This window comes from Archangium primigenium (assembly GCF_016904885.1).
GTDB lineage: Bacteria > Myxococcota > Myxococcia > Myxococcales > Myxococcaceae > Cystobacter > Cystobacter primigenius.
In genome coordinates this window covers 7,834,303-7,846,400 of the sequence record NZ_JADWYI010000001.1, presented here as the reverse complement: position 1 = coordinate 7,846,400, position 12,098 = coordinate 7,834,303, and the positions used below count along the sequence as shown (strand labels likewise).

General features: G+C 70.2%; 15 protein-coding genes. 14 read left to right on the top strand and 1 reads right to left on the bottom strand.

The annotated features are described in order from the left end of the window. The first annotated feature begins 123 nt into the window (after positions 1–123). Entirely contained in the window at positions 124–555 is a 432-nt protein-coding gene (locus I3V78_RS32255; protein WP_204493622.1) for a hypothetical protein, read from the top strand. Between the two features lie 45 nt (positions 556–600). On the opposite strand, the gene I3V78_RS32250 is transcribed toward I3V78_RS32255, so the two are convergent. After that, entirely contained in the window at positions 601–1,149 is a 549-nt protein-coding gene (locus tag I3V78_RS32250) for a hypothetical protein (protein WP_204493620.1), read from the bottom strand. Between the two features lie 209 nt (positions 1,150–1,358). On the opposite strand from I3V78_RS32250, the gene I3V78_RS32245 reads away from it, so the two are divergent. From I3V78_RS32245 to sctQ, 13 genes are all read left to right on the top strand, one after another. Continuing rightward, on the top strand, positions 1,359–1,637 hold the full coding sequence (locus tag I3V78_RS32245; protein ID WP_204493618.1) for a hypothetical protein: 279 nt from the start codon (positions 1,359–1,361) through the stop codon (positions 1,635–1,637). A 143-nt stretch (positions 1,638–1,780) separates the two neighbouring features. Beyond that, entirely contained in the window at positions 1,781–2,329 is a 549-nt protein-coding gene (locus I3V78_RS32240) for a hypothetical protein (RefSeq protein WP_204493616.1), read from the top strand. An 80-nt stretch (positions 2,330–2,409) separates the two neighbouring features. Then, positions 2,410–2,847 (top strand): tetratricopeptide repeat protein, encoded by a 438-nt coding sequence (locus I3V78_RS32235; RefSeq protein WP_204493614.1) that lies wholly within the window; start codon positions 2,410–2,412, stop codon positions 2,845–2,847. A 27-nt stretch (positions 2,848–2,874) separates the two neighbouring features. Beyond that, complete coding sequence (locus I3V78_RS32230; RefSeq protein WP_204493611.1) at positions 2,875–3,279, top strand: hypothetical protein; 405 nt, start codon at positions 2,875–2,877, stop codon at positions 3,277–3,279. A gap of 9 nt (positions 3,280–3,288) precedes the next feature. Continuing rightward, positions 3,289–4,119, top strand: a complete 831-nt coding sequence (locus tag I3V78_RS32225; protein WP_204493609.1) for a sigma-70 family RNA polymerase sigma factor — start codon at positions 3,289–3,291, stop codon at positions 4,117–4,119. Further along, positions 4,001–4,534 carry an ATP-dependent helicase HrpB gene (locus I3V78_RS39570; RefSeq protein WP_239576819.1) on the top strand — a complete coding sequence of 178 codons (534 nt, stop codon included), beginning with the start codon at positions 4,001–4,003 and terminating at the stop codon, positions 4,532–4,534. The genes I3V78_RS32225 and I3V78_RS39570 overlap by 119 nt, the downstream gene beginning before the upstream one ends. Before the next feature lie 147 nt (positions 4,535–4,681). After that, positions 4,682–5,467, top strand: a complete 786-nt coding sequence (locus I3V78_RS32215) for a type III secretion protein (protein WP_204493607.1) — start codon at positions 4,682–4,684, stop codon at positions 5,465–5,467. Positions 5,468–5,526: 59 nt separating this feature from the next. Continuing rightward, positions 5,527–7,179: a hypothetical protein gene (locus I3V78_RS32210; RefSeq protein WP_204493605.1), complete on the top strand. Its 1,653-nt coding sequence runs from the start codon at positions 5,527–5,529 to the stop codon at positions 7,177–7,179. A gap of 24 nt (positions 7,180–7,203) precedes the next feature. Beyond that, a complete protein-coding gene (locus I3V78_RS32205; RefSeq protein WP_204493602.1) occupies positions 7,204–7,875 on the top strand; it encodes a FliH/SctL family protein in 672 nt (223 codons plus the stop codon). A gap of 3 nt (positions 7,876–7,878) precedes the next feature. Continuing rightward, on the top strand, positions 7,879–9,192 hold the full coding sequence (sctN, locus tag I3V78_RS32200; RefSeq protein ID WP_204493600.1) for a type III secretion system ATPase SctN: 1,314 nt from the start codon (positions 7,879–7,881) through the stop codon (positions 9,190–9,192). A 48-nt stretch (positions 9,193–9,240) separates the two neighbouring features. After that, a complete protein-coding gene (locus I3V78_RS32195; protein WP_204493597.1) occupies positions 9,241–9,732 on the top strand; it encodes a flagellar assembly protein FliH in 492 nt (163 codons plus the stop codon). Positions 9,733–9,759: 27 nt separating this feature from the next. Beyond that, the gene (locus I3V78_RS32190) at positions 9,760–10,686 is read left to right on the top strand and encodes a flagellar hook-length control protein FliK (RefSeq protein ID WP_204493595.1); all 927 of its coding nucleotides are present in this window, start codon (positions 9,760–9,762) and stop codon (positions 10,684–10,686) included. After that, positions 10,683–12,056, top strand: coding sequence for a type III secretion system cytoplasmic ring protein SctQ (sctQ, locus tag I3V78_RS32185; RefSeq protein WP_204493593.1), 1,374 nt, complete (start codon positions 10,683–10,685; stop codon positions 12,054–12,056). Before I3V78_RS32190 ends, sctQ begins: the two co-directional genes overlap by 4 nt. The last annotated feature ends 42 nt before the right edge of the window (positions 12,057–12,098 follow it).

Genomic DNA, 12,098 nt, shown 5'->3' with positions numbered 1-12,098 from the left:
CGGCCGTCCTGCGTCCGTGAGGGAACTCCCTGCGCTCGACGAGGTGCCCCGTGTCCTGCCCGCTGCTCCCCCTGCTCTCCGTGATGTGGACGGTGACGGCCGCTCCGGCCGACCCGGGCGGGGGTGGAGTGGCTGCGCGAGACGGTTCCGCTCGCGGCGCTGACGCCGTCGGGGACCCTGGAGGCCACGGTCGATTCGCGCGCCGAGACCCTGGTGCTCACGCTGTCGACGGAGGGCCTGACGGCGCCGACCCGGCGCTTCGAGGTGGAGGTGCGCCTTGCCTTGAGGGAGATCGACGCCTCGCGGGTCCGGGTGGTGGCGTTCGGGGACCGGGCCTCGGTCACGCTCTACGCCCTGCGTCCGGAGGGGTTCACGGTGGTGCGCCGCTCCAGTGCGCCCTGCACCGGGGGCACCTGCCCGTGGGAAGGCGAGGTCACGGACACGCTGGGCCGCTACGACCTGGTGTTCCGGGACGAGACGACGGCCAGGCGCATCGCGCGGGAGTTCCGGCGCGTGGGTTGGGAGGCGTCGTCCTGCGTGCTGCGTGGGCCCTGACAGGGCGATGCCCACGGCGAGGGTCTCGCCGCGGGCATCCGCGTGTCAGTAGGTCTTGCCATCCTGGTGCGTCGCTCCGCTGCCCATGTCATGGCCGAGGTCGTGGTGCGTGGCATCCAGTCCCGAGCCGCCCATGTCCTGGTGGTTGATGTCCTGGTTGAGGCCCGGGTCCGTCTCCAGCCCGCTGCCGCCCATGCCGCTGTCGAGCGAGACGCTCCGGGCGAGGTTGGTGTCCTTCTCCACCGTGAAGCTGGTGCGGACCTGCTGGCCCTCCTTGATGTCCTTGATCTTCTTGACCGAGGCATCCTGGAACTGGGTGTTCTTGTCGACCTTGAGCGAGATGATGCCCTGCTCGGTGCGCAGCTTGAGCTCGCTGCCGCTGCTCTTGACCACGGTGCCGCTCGTTTCCTTCTCCCCGAGCATCTGGCCCTTCTGGGCGCCCATGTGCTGGGCCGAGGCGCCCGAGCCGCCCGTGGCCTGACCGCCCACCTGCTCGGTGCTCTGGGTCTTGTATTCCTTGTTGCCACCGGCCAGGGCCATGCCCGAACTCATCAGCGCCGCGGCCGCGACCACTCCCACGATTCTCTTCGTCATGATCGTTCTCCCTGTGTTTGAGCGGCGGCCGGGCCCTGGGGCTCGCGCGCCGCCAGGAAGAACCTAGGTGCGGGTCAGGGCGCGGACAGTGACGGCCGACCAACCGCCCCGGGCCGAGCCCTGGGCGAGCGTCCCTCCTGGCGCGTCATGACGGGCGGGCGGGCGGGCGGCTTGAACTGTGGAGGCGTTTTCTCTTACCGTTCGGGTCCATGCCTCCGATTTCCAAGCAGTCGCCCGCGCCCGTCGCCGAGCCCCTGCCGACCCCGTCCTTCCCCGCGATCGAGTCCTTCATCGAGAGCGCCTCCGCGGAGGAGGTGCAGACGCTCTTCAACCCGGTGAAGAACGAGCTGGCCAACCTCAAGGGCCCCAAGGTCGAGCACGCCAAGAAGGTTCACGCGGCCATCTCGCGCACCGAGGAATTGCTCGCCGTGCTCCTGGAGACCCGCGAGCGCCTGGAGACCGAGTCCCGTTCCAAGGGCCGGAAATAACTGAGGAAGGACGGGACAGGGCGGTTTTGATGTGCCCCTACGCAACTGTGCCCGTGGATCAACGATAATAGGGGAAAGGGAGCGCGGGTTCGCCCGGAGCGCTCCGCGGAATTCTTGGACGTTCCATCGCCTGGAGAGGAACCATGAAGATCGACAGCAGCCTGAACATGCCCCGGATGTCCACCAACATGACGACGGCGCGCGTGACGCCCGACACGAGCTTCGCCGCTCGCGTTCAGTCCGGCGTGGGCACCGCGGCCAACGCGGTGGCCGGCGGCGTGGGCGTGGTGGCCAACATGGTTCCGGGCGGCTCGGTGGTCTCCGCGGCCGTGTCCTCGCTCACCACCTTCGGTGGCGCCAGCGGCTCCGGCTCGGCCCCCTACTACGGCGCGGCCATGGGCTCGGGCGTCTCGGCCATGAGCACCACGGTGGGCGCGGGCTCGGGCGGCGCGGTCGCCTCGGGTGCCACCTCCATCGGCGTGGGCGGCAACGGCAACGTGAACGTCCCCACGGGCGGCAGCGGCGTGGGCACCGAGTTCAACGGCGAGATGTCCAGCATGTTCGCCGAGCAGAAGAAGCTCCTGGGCCTCCAGGTGGCGATGCAGCGCGAGAACCAGGTGTTCAGCACCATCTCCAACGTGCTCAAGACCCGGCACGATTCGGCCAAGAACTCCATCGGCAACATCCGCTAGAGTTCGGCCGCACCCCGGTCCGGGGCGTTCAGTAACCGGGAGGCGGTGCCTCCCGGCTTCGGAAAGGACACGGACGTCACATGGCGGAGACTTCGGAGATCTCGGGCAGCCTGGTGCCGCTCGCGCGGCGTGAGGCGATGATCCTCCTCGAGGCGGGCTATCTCTGGCTCGACATGGGCCAGTACGACAAGGCGCGCGAGATCTTCGCCGGCGCCGTGGCGCTGATGCCCCGCAGCGAGGTGCCCCAGCTCGCCATGGGCTCGCTCGAGTTCGCGTTGGGCCGGCACGACAAGGCCCTGCAGTCCTACCGGGCCGCCCAGCGGCTGGCGCCCCACTCGTCGCTGCCCCGCGCGCACGTGGGCGAGGCCCTGTTGTTCATGGGCAAGGTGCCCGAGGCCTTGAAGGAGCTCAAGGCGGCGCTGGAACTGGAGCCCGAGGGTGATGGGGCGCGCCTGGCTCAGGTGTTGATCGATGCGAAGGAAGCGGGGGCTTTGCCTCCGCCTGGCGCCAAGAAGTAGGCTGCCGTTGACGCGAAGGAGATCCCGATGTCGGTCGGTGGAGTTGGACGAGGGGGCGGTAAGGGCCGGGCTGGAGGCGCCAAGGGTGCCTCGGGCAAGGCACCGGCGGGCAAGGCGGGAGGCGCCTCCTTCGGGGGCACCGTGGATCGGACGGCGGGACTGGTGGGCCCCTCGGGCCTGGTCGGCTCGGACAACGTTCAAGGGCCGCAGGCAGCGGATCCCTTGAGTGCCCAGGCGATGGTCATCGCCAAACAGCTCAAGAACGGGAACTTCAAGAGCAAGGAAGAGGCGACGCGCAAGCTCGTCGCCGAGGTGCTCAAGGAGAAGCTGCGCATGAAGTCATCGGCCCTGACGACCAAGATCGCGGATGCCCTGCAGGACGACCCCCGTCTGAATCAGGCCCTCGAGCGGTTGTGGTCGAAGGCCGAGTGAGCGGCGCGCTTGGCTCTCGGCGAAGACAAGAAGGTCTTGCTGGAAAAGTACGGACCTTACGTCCGGTCGCTCGCGTCGACCGTCCGTAAGCAGTTCTCCGCCCAGCTTGAACTGGATGAGCTCCTCGCGTACGGCCAGATCGGCCTGCTCGAGGCAGCGGACCGTTTTGATCCCAAGGTAGGGGCCAATTTCCTCACCTTTGCCCACTACCGCATCAAGGGCGCCATCTACGACGGCCTGCGCAAGATGGGGGTTCTCAAGGGCAACGACGCGCGCACGTCCTATATGGGCGAGCGCGCGACGGCCTATTTGGGAAATTTGTCGGATCGCGAGCAGGGAGGAGGCAACCGCGGGGGGTCCATTGACGATGATGTCATGGAGATTTCCAACGCGGTGGCGGGGCTGGCGATGGTGTTCGCCACCAGCCTCGAGGGCTCCGAGTCCCTGGGGTTCTCGGACGAATCGCTTCCGGCGGACCAGCGCATCGAGCTGGAGCAGCAGCGGGTGAGGGTGAGGGCGGCGATCGAGAAGCTGCCGGAGAAGGAACGACGGCTGCTGCAGGGGTATTACTTCCAGGGCAAGACGCTGGAAGAGGCGGGCGCGGAGATCGGGCAGTCGAAGAGCTGGGCGTCGCGCCTGCATGCGCGCGCCATCGAGCGGCTCAAGGAATTGTTGAACGAGGAGGAGTCTTCCTCCCCTGAGGATTCAAGGAGGCAGTCACATGGCGGGTCCAATGGCCGGCGTCTCGGCAGCGCAGATCGCCCAGCAGAAGTCGCAGGACCTGGGCGCGCAGCAGGTCAACAAGCAGGGAGCCTCGAAGTTCGACGCGGCCCTCGCTAACAAGGCGCAGGGCCCCGAGCAGGCCCAGGCCGCGCAGGCGGCCCAGGCCACGCAGCGCACCGAGCAGGTGCGCCACGCCGAGGCCATCAACAAGACGGAGAAGGCGGCGCTCAACAAGGTGAACCCCACGGGCATGGAGCCCGCCACCGCCAAGGGCGCCCAGGCCGTCAACGCCAAGCCCGAGACCGGCAAGGCCGGCAACATGCTCTCCCACGTCGTGGGCGAGCTGGAGAAGGGCCAGGTCAACATGGACAAGCTCATCCAGGCCGGCGCCTCCGGGAAGAACTTCTCCAACGCCGAGCTGCTGTCGCTCCAGGCCGGCATGTACAAGTACACGCAGGAGCTGGACCTGACGAGCAAGGTGGTCGAGAAGGCCACGAGCGGTCTCAAGGACACGCTCAAGACCCAGGTCTGATCCGCGCGCACGGCCGCCCGCTCCGCGGGCGTCTCCGAGCCTTGTCAGGGCGCTTCCTCTCCGAGGGAGCGCCCTTTCTCGTTTCCCGGGTGTTTCCGGCGCGGGTCTTGTTGGAAACACGGCGGCCCATCTAAGCTAGGCGCGCCCATGACGCTCCGACCGTACGCGCTCGCGGCCCTCCTCGTTGTCGCGCTGGGGACCGGCTGCACCATCGACCTGCAACATGACCTCTCGGAACAGGACGCCAACGAGATCTACGTCCTGCTGAGCAACAAAGGCATCTCCGCCACGAAGTTGAAGGAAGAGGGTGGCAACGAGCTGCGCTTCCGGATCCAGGTGCCCAAGGCGGACGCGGCGCATGCCGCCAAGCTGCTGCGCGACTACTCGTTGCCGCGGCCCATGGAAAAGGGGCTGAGCCACTTCGCCAAGGGCGGCATGGTGCCCACGGCCACCGAGGAGCGCGCCATGCTGCTCAAGGCCCTGGGCGGCGAGGTGTCCAACGCGCTCAACCAGGTCGACGGCGTGCTCGAGGCCCGGGTCATCGTGATGATCCCGGAGAACAACGATCTCACCCAGCCGGAGAACAAGCCCAAGCCCTCGGCCTCGGTGTTCGTCAAGTACCGCCCGGGCGCGAAGAACGAGCCGCCCATCAAGCGCGAGGACATCCAGCAGTTCGTCTCCACCGCGGTGCCGGAGCTGAGCCCCTCGGCGGTGACGGTGCTGTTGTCGTCGGCCAACGCGCCCACCCTGGACGAGGACGCGGACAACCAGCTCAAGGAACTGCTGGGCATCCGCATGGCGCCCGCCAGCGTGGGCCCGTTCCGCACGATGGCCGGCGTGGCCGTGCTGCTCGTGCTGGCGTCGCTCGGTCTGGCGCTCTGGCCGCTCATCCGCGGCGGAAGTGCTGGCGCGGCGCGCGCCCGCTCCAAGTAGGAGCCGTGCGACCCTCCTCCGTTGTCTTCCTGGAACGTGCCTTCCCTGCGGGGTGACCGTTGGACCAGTTCTTCACCGCGCTGAGCAAGCGGCAGACGATGACGCTCCTGACCGCCATCACCTTCGGCGGGCAGGAGGGGGTCGCCGCCCTGGAGCACCTGCCTGAGGAAGAGGCGGAGCTGTTGCAGCACCGGGCCCAGGGGATCCTCCAGATTCCCCGGGACAAGCGCATCCCGCTGCTGGTCCAGGAGATCAAGCGGCTGATGAAGGACCGCCGCGGTCAGCTCTGGAGCGCGGAGCCGGAGCGCCTGGCGGAGCTGCTCAAGCGCGAGCGCGCCGCCCTGGTGGAGGTGGTGCTGCGCGCGCTGCCCGGACCGCTCGCGGACGCCGTGCGCTCCCACCTGCCCAACACGGGCCGGGTGAAGCTCACGCGCGAGGTCCGGCCGCAGATCCTCGACATCGTGCGCTGGAAGCTCGAGGAGCGGCTGGCGCGCGAGGCCTCCGCGCATGTGCCCTTCAAGTTCACCGACGTGCTCCTCCTGGAGGCGCGCGAGCTGCTCACCGTGTGTGACCGGCTGGGCGCCCGGGTGCTGGGTCCCGCGCTGGCGGGTCTCCCCGAAGCCATCCGGGAGCCCTCCCTCGCCACGCTGCCGCCGCACATGCGCCAGCTCGCCACGCGCGCGGTGACGGCCAACGCGCCGCGCAAGCTCGCCGAGGACGAGGCCACGGCCCAGGTCGGCCAGTACGGCGGCATGGACGACCTGGCCGCCGCCATCCGCAGCGCCGGTGTCCACCGCCTCGCGCGCGCGAGCGTGACCCAGTCCGCCGAGTTCGCGGCCCGCCTCCTGGAGAAGCACCGGGGTGAGTTCGGCCAGCTCGTGGCCAGATGGGTCCGCGAGGAGCGCACCAAGCCGACGAGCCGAGGGGATGGCGGTCGCACGGACATCGTCACCGACCTCGAGCGGCTCGCGGCCCGGGGACTCATCGAGCGTCCCGTGCGGCTCACCACCGCCCCGCGCCCGCCCACGCTGGGCCCGCCCCCGGGCGGCAAGCCGGCTCCGGCCGCGCAGGGTCGCGCGCCCGCGCTGTCCCGCGAGGTGCGCGCCGAGGCGGCGCCGGAGTCTCCCGCCCGCCGGTCCGCGTCCTCCCAGGTCGTGCGGCGCGACCCCATCGCCGAGCGCGAGGCGCGCCGGGCGGGGGCCGTGGGCGCGGGCCGGGAGCGTCCCCGCGAGGCCCCGCCGGAGTCCTCGCCCTCGCGCGTGAGCCGGGTGGTGGCCCCGCCGGAGTCCTCGCCCTCGCGCGTGAGCCGGGTGGCGCCCCCAGAGTCCTCGCCCTCGCGCGTGAGCCGGGTGGCCCCGCCGGAGTCCTCGCCCTCGCGGGTGAGCCGGGTGGCGCCGTCGCCCGAGCGCTCGGTGTCGCTGATCGCGCCGCCCTCCCGGACGGGCACGAGCAACCGCGCCCCGACGCGAGGGCCGCCCCCGGAGACCGAGAGCTCGCGCATCTTCCGCTCCCCGGTCGCTCGCGCGAACGGTCGGGGCTCCGTGGGCAGCTCGGAACCCCGGGGTGAGACGTCCACCGAGCGTCCGCCGCGGGTGATGGGGACCAACCCTTCCCAGGCGGCCCTCCGGCCTGACAAGGCCCCAGCCGAGCGTGGCGAGCGGCCGCGTCCGCCGGGTCCACGAGACCGTGGTCCCCGGGGCGGAACGCGCTAGCATCGCGCTGACAAGGAGCTGTCCATGGCGATTGGCAAGGTGATCAAGGGAGACTCGGGGACGGAGCCAATGCCCGGTGGGGACAGGCCCGCGCCGCGCCCGCCGCGTCCGGGCGTGATGAACGCCGAGGTGTTCGAGGCCCGGCAGTCCGCCCAGGGCATCATCGAGGAGGCCCAGCGCGAGAAGGAGCGCATCCTCGCCGACGCCCAGCGCGAGCGCGAGGACGTGCTCGCCAAGGCGCGCGAGCAGGGCCGTCAGGAGGGCCTCGCGCAGGTCACCGAGACGCTCTTGCGCGCCAAGATGCACGCCGGGGAGATCCTCGCCCAGCAGGAGCACGACGTCGTGTCGCTCGCGTGCAAGATGGCCGAGAAGATCATCGGCCGGGACGTGGAGCGCGACCCCTCCATCCTGGCGGACATCTGCGCCAAGGCCATCGAGGAGCTTCGCAACGCCCGCGCGGTGGTGCTCCGGGTCAACCCCAAGTCGGCCGCCGTGCTGCGCGCGCGCAAGGCCGAGCTCATGGAGATGATCGGCCGGGCGGTGGACGTGTCCATCCGGGAGGACCCCGACGTGGCGCCCGTGGGCTGCATCGTGCGCACGGAGTTCGGCACGGTGGACGCGCAGCTGCCCACCCAGTTCGAGATGCTCCAGAACGTCCTGTTCCCCGACACGGCCAAGAAGGAAGGGCCCGCCTAAGCCATGGCCATCGATCTCTCGCGCTACTACACCCTCATCCGCGAGGCGCCGCTGTACCGGGTGCGCGGCCGCGTCACCGAGCTGACGGGCCTCGTCATCAAGGCGAGCGTGCCCGGCGTGCGCGTGGGTGAGCTCGTCTTCATCAAGGGCCACGGCGGCCGGGCCTCGGTGAAGGCCGAGGTGGTGGGCTTCCAGGGTGACGAGGTCATGCTCATGCCCCTGGGCGAGCTGCTCGGCATCGGCCCGGACAGCGAGGTCATCCCCACGGGGCGGCCCCTCTCCATCAAGTGCGGCGAGGAGCTGCTCGGCCGCGTGCTCAACGGCATCGGCGAGCCCATGGACGGCATGCCCCTGCCGGAGGGCATGCTGGACTGGTCGGTGGACCGCGACTGTCCGGACCCCTTCAAGCGCCAGCGCATCGAGCGGCCACTGCCCCTGGGCGTGCGCTGCATCGACGGCCTGCTCACCGTGGGCGAGGGCCAGCGCGTGGGCCTCTTCGCCGGCTCGGGCGTGGGCAAGTCCACGCTCATGGGGCAGATCGCCCGCAACACCCAGGCGGACCTCTGTGTCGTGGCGCTGATCGGCGAGCGTGGCCGTGAAGTGCGCGAGTTCATCGAGGACGCCATGGGCGAGGAGGGCATGAAGCGCTCGGTGCTCGTGTGCGCCACCTCGGACCAGCCCAGCCTCGTGCGTCTGCGCGCCGCCTACGTGGCCACGGCCATCGCCGAGTACTTCCGCGAGCGCGGCGGCAACGTGCTCTTCATGCTCGACACGGTGACGCGTCTGGCGCGTGCCCAGCGTGAAATCGGCCTCGCCATCGGTGAACCCCCGGCGCGTCAGGGCTATCCGCCGAGCGTGTTCTCCATGCTGCCGCGCATCCTCGAGCGCACGGGCAACTCGGACAAGGGCAAGTGCACCGCCATCTACACGTGCCTGGTGGCCGGCGGTGACATGGAGGAGCCCATCGCCGACGAGGTCCGCGGTATTCTCGACGGCCACTTCATCCTCAACCGCGCCCTGGGCGAGCGCAACCAGTGGCCCGCCATGGACGTGCTGGCCAGCCTCTCGCGTGTCATGAGCGGCATCGTCTCCAAGGAGCACAAGAAGGCCGCCGGCAAGCTGCGCGAGACGCTCGCCACCTACGAGAAGCAGCGCGACCTCATCCTCCTGGGCGCCTACCAGTACGGCACGGATCCCCGGACGGACTACGCCATCGACAAGTACGACGCCATCATCGACTTCCTCAAGCAGGACACCCACTCGAACAGCCCCTACGAGGAGACGGTCGAGCAGCTGATCCAGCTTTTCGAGGAGTAGCGGGGCGGGTGACGGGACGGGGCCGTTTCCGGCTAGGATGGGTCCACCATGCCCCCCTACCGTTTGCAGACCCTGCTCGAGATGCGCGAGCGCGCCAAGGAAGAGGCCGAGCAGGCCTTCTCCGAGGCCATCAAGGCCCTGGAGGCGCAGAAGGCCGAACTGGCGCGCATGGAGCAGGATCTCGCCACGCGCAAGGCCGAGCGCAAGCAGAAGGTCATGGCCCACCTGCAGCAGGTGATGGCCAAGGGCAACGCGGGGGTCAACGGCTTCAACCAGATGAACCGCTACGAGGAGCGCCTCAAGGACGAGGAGGCGCAGCTCGCCCTGGAGATCGAGCGCCAGAAGGAGACCGTCAAGGTCGCCGAGAAGCTCGTCGAGCAGCGCCGGCGCGAGATGGCCGAGGCCGCCAAGGAGCTCAAGGCCATCGAGAAGCACAAGGAGAACTGGCAGAAGCAGATCCGCGCCGAGCGCCAGGCGAAGGAGGAGCTGAACCAGGAGGAGATTGGCAACACCTTGTTCCTGATGCGCCAGCGCAAGTAACCTCGCGGCCTCCCAAATGGTGAAGCGATGAGTCGAGTCGAAGACGATCGTCAGGCACAGCGGACCGCGGAGCGGGCGGTCCAGGATCGGCGCCTGCAGGAGGCCAAGTCCAAGCAGCGCCAGGAGGGCGAGTCCGCCTTCTCCAAGATGGTCCAGGAGCAGAAGGCCGCGCCGCAGCAGCAGAAGGCCGCGCAGCCGCAGCAGCAGTCCCTGGGCAAGTCCGTGCTCGCCCGGCTCCAGCAGGAGGGCAAGACGGGCGAGGCGCGCACCCAGCAGCGCCACACCGGCAAGGCCGAGGGTGAGTCGCGCGCCCAGGGCGCCCCCACCGACTCCGCCTCCCCGGAGCAGCTCACCCGCGGCCGCCAGGGCGACCAGTCCGTGGTGCACTCGCGCGCCGAGTCGCGCTCCACGGACGCGCGCGTCACCGAGAAGACCCTCGACGAGCGCGGCGAGGAGATGAACCAGAGCAGCGACAACGCCGCGGCCGGGGCCCAGGCGAGCCGGGGCAAGGGCGCGATCAAGGCGGACGCGGACGGCGGCGGCAAGCAGGGCGGCGGGGACGGCAAGGACAAGAAGGACGGCGCGGAACTGGCCGCGGGCTTCCGCTTCAACCCCGCGCTGATGGCGCCCGTGCCCGTGGCCAAGCCCACGCACACCGCCGCCTCCGAGCGCATGCGCGCCCTGGCCAACGAGATCGCCCAGAAGATCGTCGAGCGCATCCGCGTGGGCACCAATGCCGCGGGTCACGCCGAGTTCCAGATCGAACTGCGCGGGGACGTGCTCAGCGGCCTGACCATCAAGCTGAGCGCCAAGAACGGGAAGATCCAGGCCGTGTTCAGCGGCAAGGATCGTGAGATCCTCAAGATGCTCGAGCAGCAGCGCGACGGGCTCAAGACCGCGCTGGCCGGCAAGGGCCTGACGCTCGAGACGATGCGGGTCGAGGCCAAGACATGAGCCTCGACGCGGACGACGGACCGGGCGAGCAGGAGCGCACCATGGTCGTCGACACCCGCCAGCTCAAGCGTCCCGCCCCCGCCGCTCCGGCCGCCCCCGTCGGCAAGACGTGGAAGCCCCACGTCTTCAAGCTGGAGAAGGTATCGCTGGGCGACACGCGGCTGCTCGAGCAGGTGCGCTGGCTCAAGCCCAAGCCCGAGGCCCTGGAGGCCCTGGGCGCGCGGCTCCAGGCGCTCTTCGACACGCAGGTGGGCTTCGCCCTGGAGTCGGCGCGGGTGCTGGCCCCGGGCGAGCTGCGCCGGGTGCTGACCGAGCCCACCTTCCTGTCCTTCCTGGTGCCTGGGGCGCACCGGGGCCGGGCGGTGTTGGAAGTGGAATTGGCGCTGGCGCATGCCGCGGTGGACATGCTGCTGGGCGGCGCGGGCGAGACCGTGGGCCTCAGGCCCCTGACGGACATCGAGGAGGGCGTGGCGAGCTTCGTCATCCTCGAGGCCGTCAAGGCGCTCGTGCCGGGCATGGATGCCCAACTGCCCAAGCTGCGGCTGGAGGGCGTGTCGCGCGGCGTGGACGAGGCGGTGTCGCGGCTGAGCGAGGATGGCGCCGTGGTGGCCATCCACCTGCGGGTGCGTCTGGGCGCCCAGGACGGCATGGTGCGCCTGTTCGTGCCCGCGGGGGTGATGGACGTGATGACGTCCGCGCCCTCGGCCGAGCAGCAGCGCGCCACGGCCCAGGCGCAGCTCGCCTCGCATGCCGGCCGCCTGTCGGCGGTGCGCACCTGGCTGCGCGCGGAGATCGGCCGGGCGGAGATCACCGGCCGCGACCTGGCGAGCCTCCGGCTCAAGGACGTGGTGCTGGTGGATGACCTGCTGGCCCGGCCGGATCAGGGTGGCTCGGGCACGGCGCGGCTGTTCGTCGGGCTGGGCCGCGTGGGCCACCTGGCCGCGGACGTGTTCGTGCAGGGCAATGGCTACGTGGCGCGCCTCACGGACGTGGTGCGGGCCGAGGAGGGCCACGAGGGCTCGCCTCCGGACGCGCTGGAGGAGGCGCTGGCCGCCATCCGGGCCGCGCAGCGGCAACAGGGGGGCGAGGAGTACACGAACCCCGAGCGAAACAACCCCTTGGAGAGCGACGACAGAATGGACGCAGGCGACCTGCTGGGTGACATCCCGCTACAGATTTCCGTGGAACTCGCCCGCCTGCCGGTGACGGCGGAGCAGGTGGTGGGGCTGCGGGCCGGCCAGGTCGTCGAGCTGCGCCGGGGACCGGGCGAGCCGGTGGACCTGTCGGTCAACGGCAAGGTGGTGGCCCGGGGTGAGTTGGTGGAGATCGAGGGCCAGCTGGGCGTGCGCATCCTCTCGCTCGCGGGCTAGGCTTTCCGTGGCTCCAGGCAGGCGAGCGAGAAGGGCGGGGCG

Coding starts and splice junctions, on each gene's coding strand:
- I3V78_RS32205 (WP_204493602.1), top strand. CDS start 7,204: ATGGCGATTGGCAAGGTGATCAAGGGAGACTCGGGGACGGAGCCAATG.
- I3V78_RS32240 (WP_204493616.1), top strand. CDS start 1,781: ATGAAGATCGACAGCAGCCTGAACATGCCCCGGATGTCCACCAACATG.
- I3V78_RS32250 (WP_204493620.1), bottom strand. CDS start 1,149: ATGACGAAGAGAATCGTGGGAGTGGTCGCGGCCGCGGCGCTGATGAGT.
- I3V78_RS32230 (WP_204493611.1), top strand. CDS start 2,875: ATGTCGGTCGGTGGAGTTGGACGAGGGGGCGGTAAGGGCCGGGCTGGA.
- sctN (WP_204493600.1), top strand. CDS start 7,879: ATGGCCATCGATCTCTCGCGCTACTACACCCTCATCCGCGAGGCGCCG.
- I3V78_RS32190 (WP_204493595.1), top strand. CDS start 9,760: ATGAGTCGAGTCGAAGACGATCGTCAGGCACAGCGGACCGCGGAGCGG.
- sctQ (WP_204493593.1), top strand. CDS start 10,683: ATGAGCCTCGACGCGGACGACGGACCGGGCGAGCAGGAGCGCACCATG.
- I3V78_RS39570 (WP_239576819.1), top strand. CDS start 4,001: ATGGCGGGTCCAATGGCCGGCGTCTCGGCAGCGCAGATCGCCCAGCAG.
- I3V78_RS32195 (WP_204493597.1), top strand. CDS start 9,241: ATGCCCCCCTACCGTTTGCAGACCCTGCTCGAGATGCGCGAGCGCGCC.
- I3V78_RS32235 (WP_204493614.1), top strand. CDS start 2,410: ATGGCGGAGACTTCGGAGATCTCGGGCAGCCTGGTGCCGCTCGCGCGG.
- I3V78_RS32215 (WP_204493607.1), top strand. CDS start 4,682: ATGACGCTCCGACCGTACGCGCTCGCGGCCCTCCTCGTTGTCGCGCTG.
- I3V78_RS32245 (WP_204493618.1), top strand. CDS start 1,359: ATGCCTCCGATTTCCAAGCAGTCGCCCGCGCCCGTCGCCGAGCCCCTG.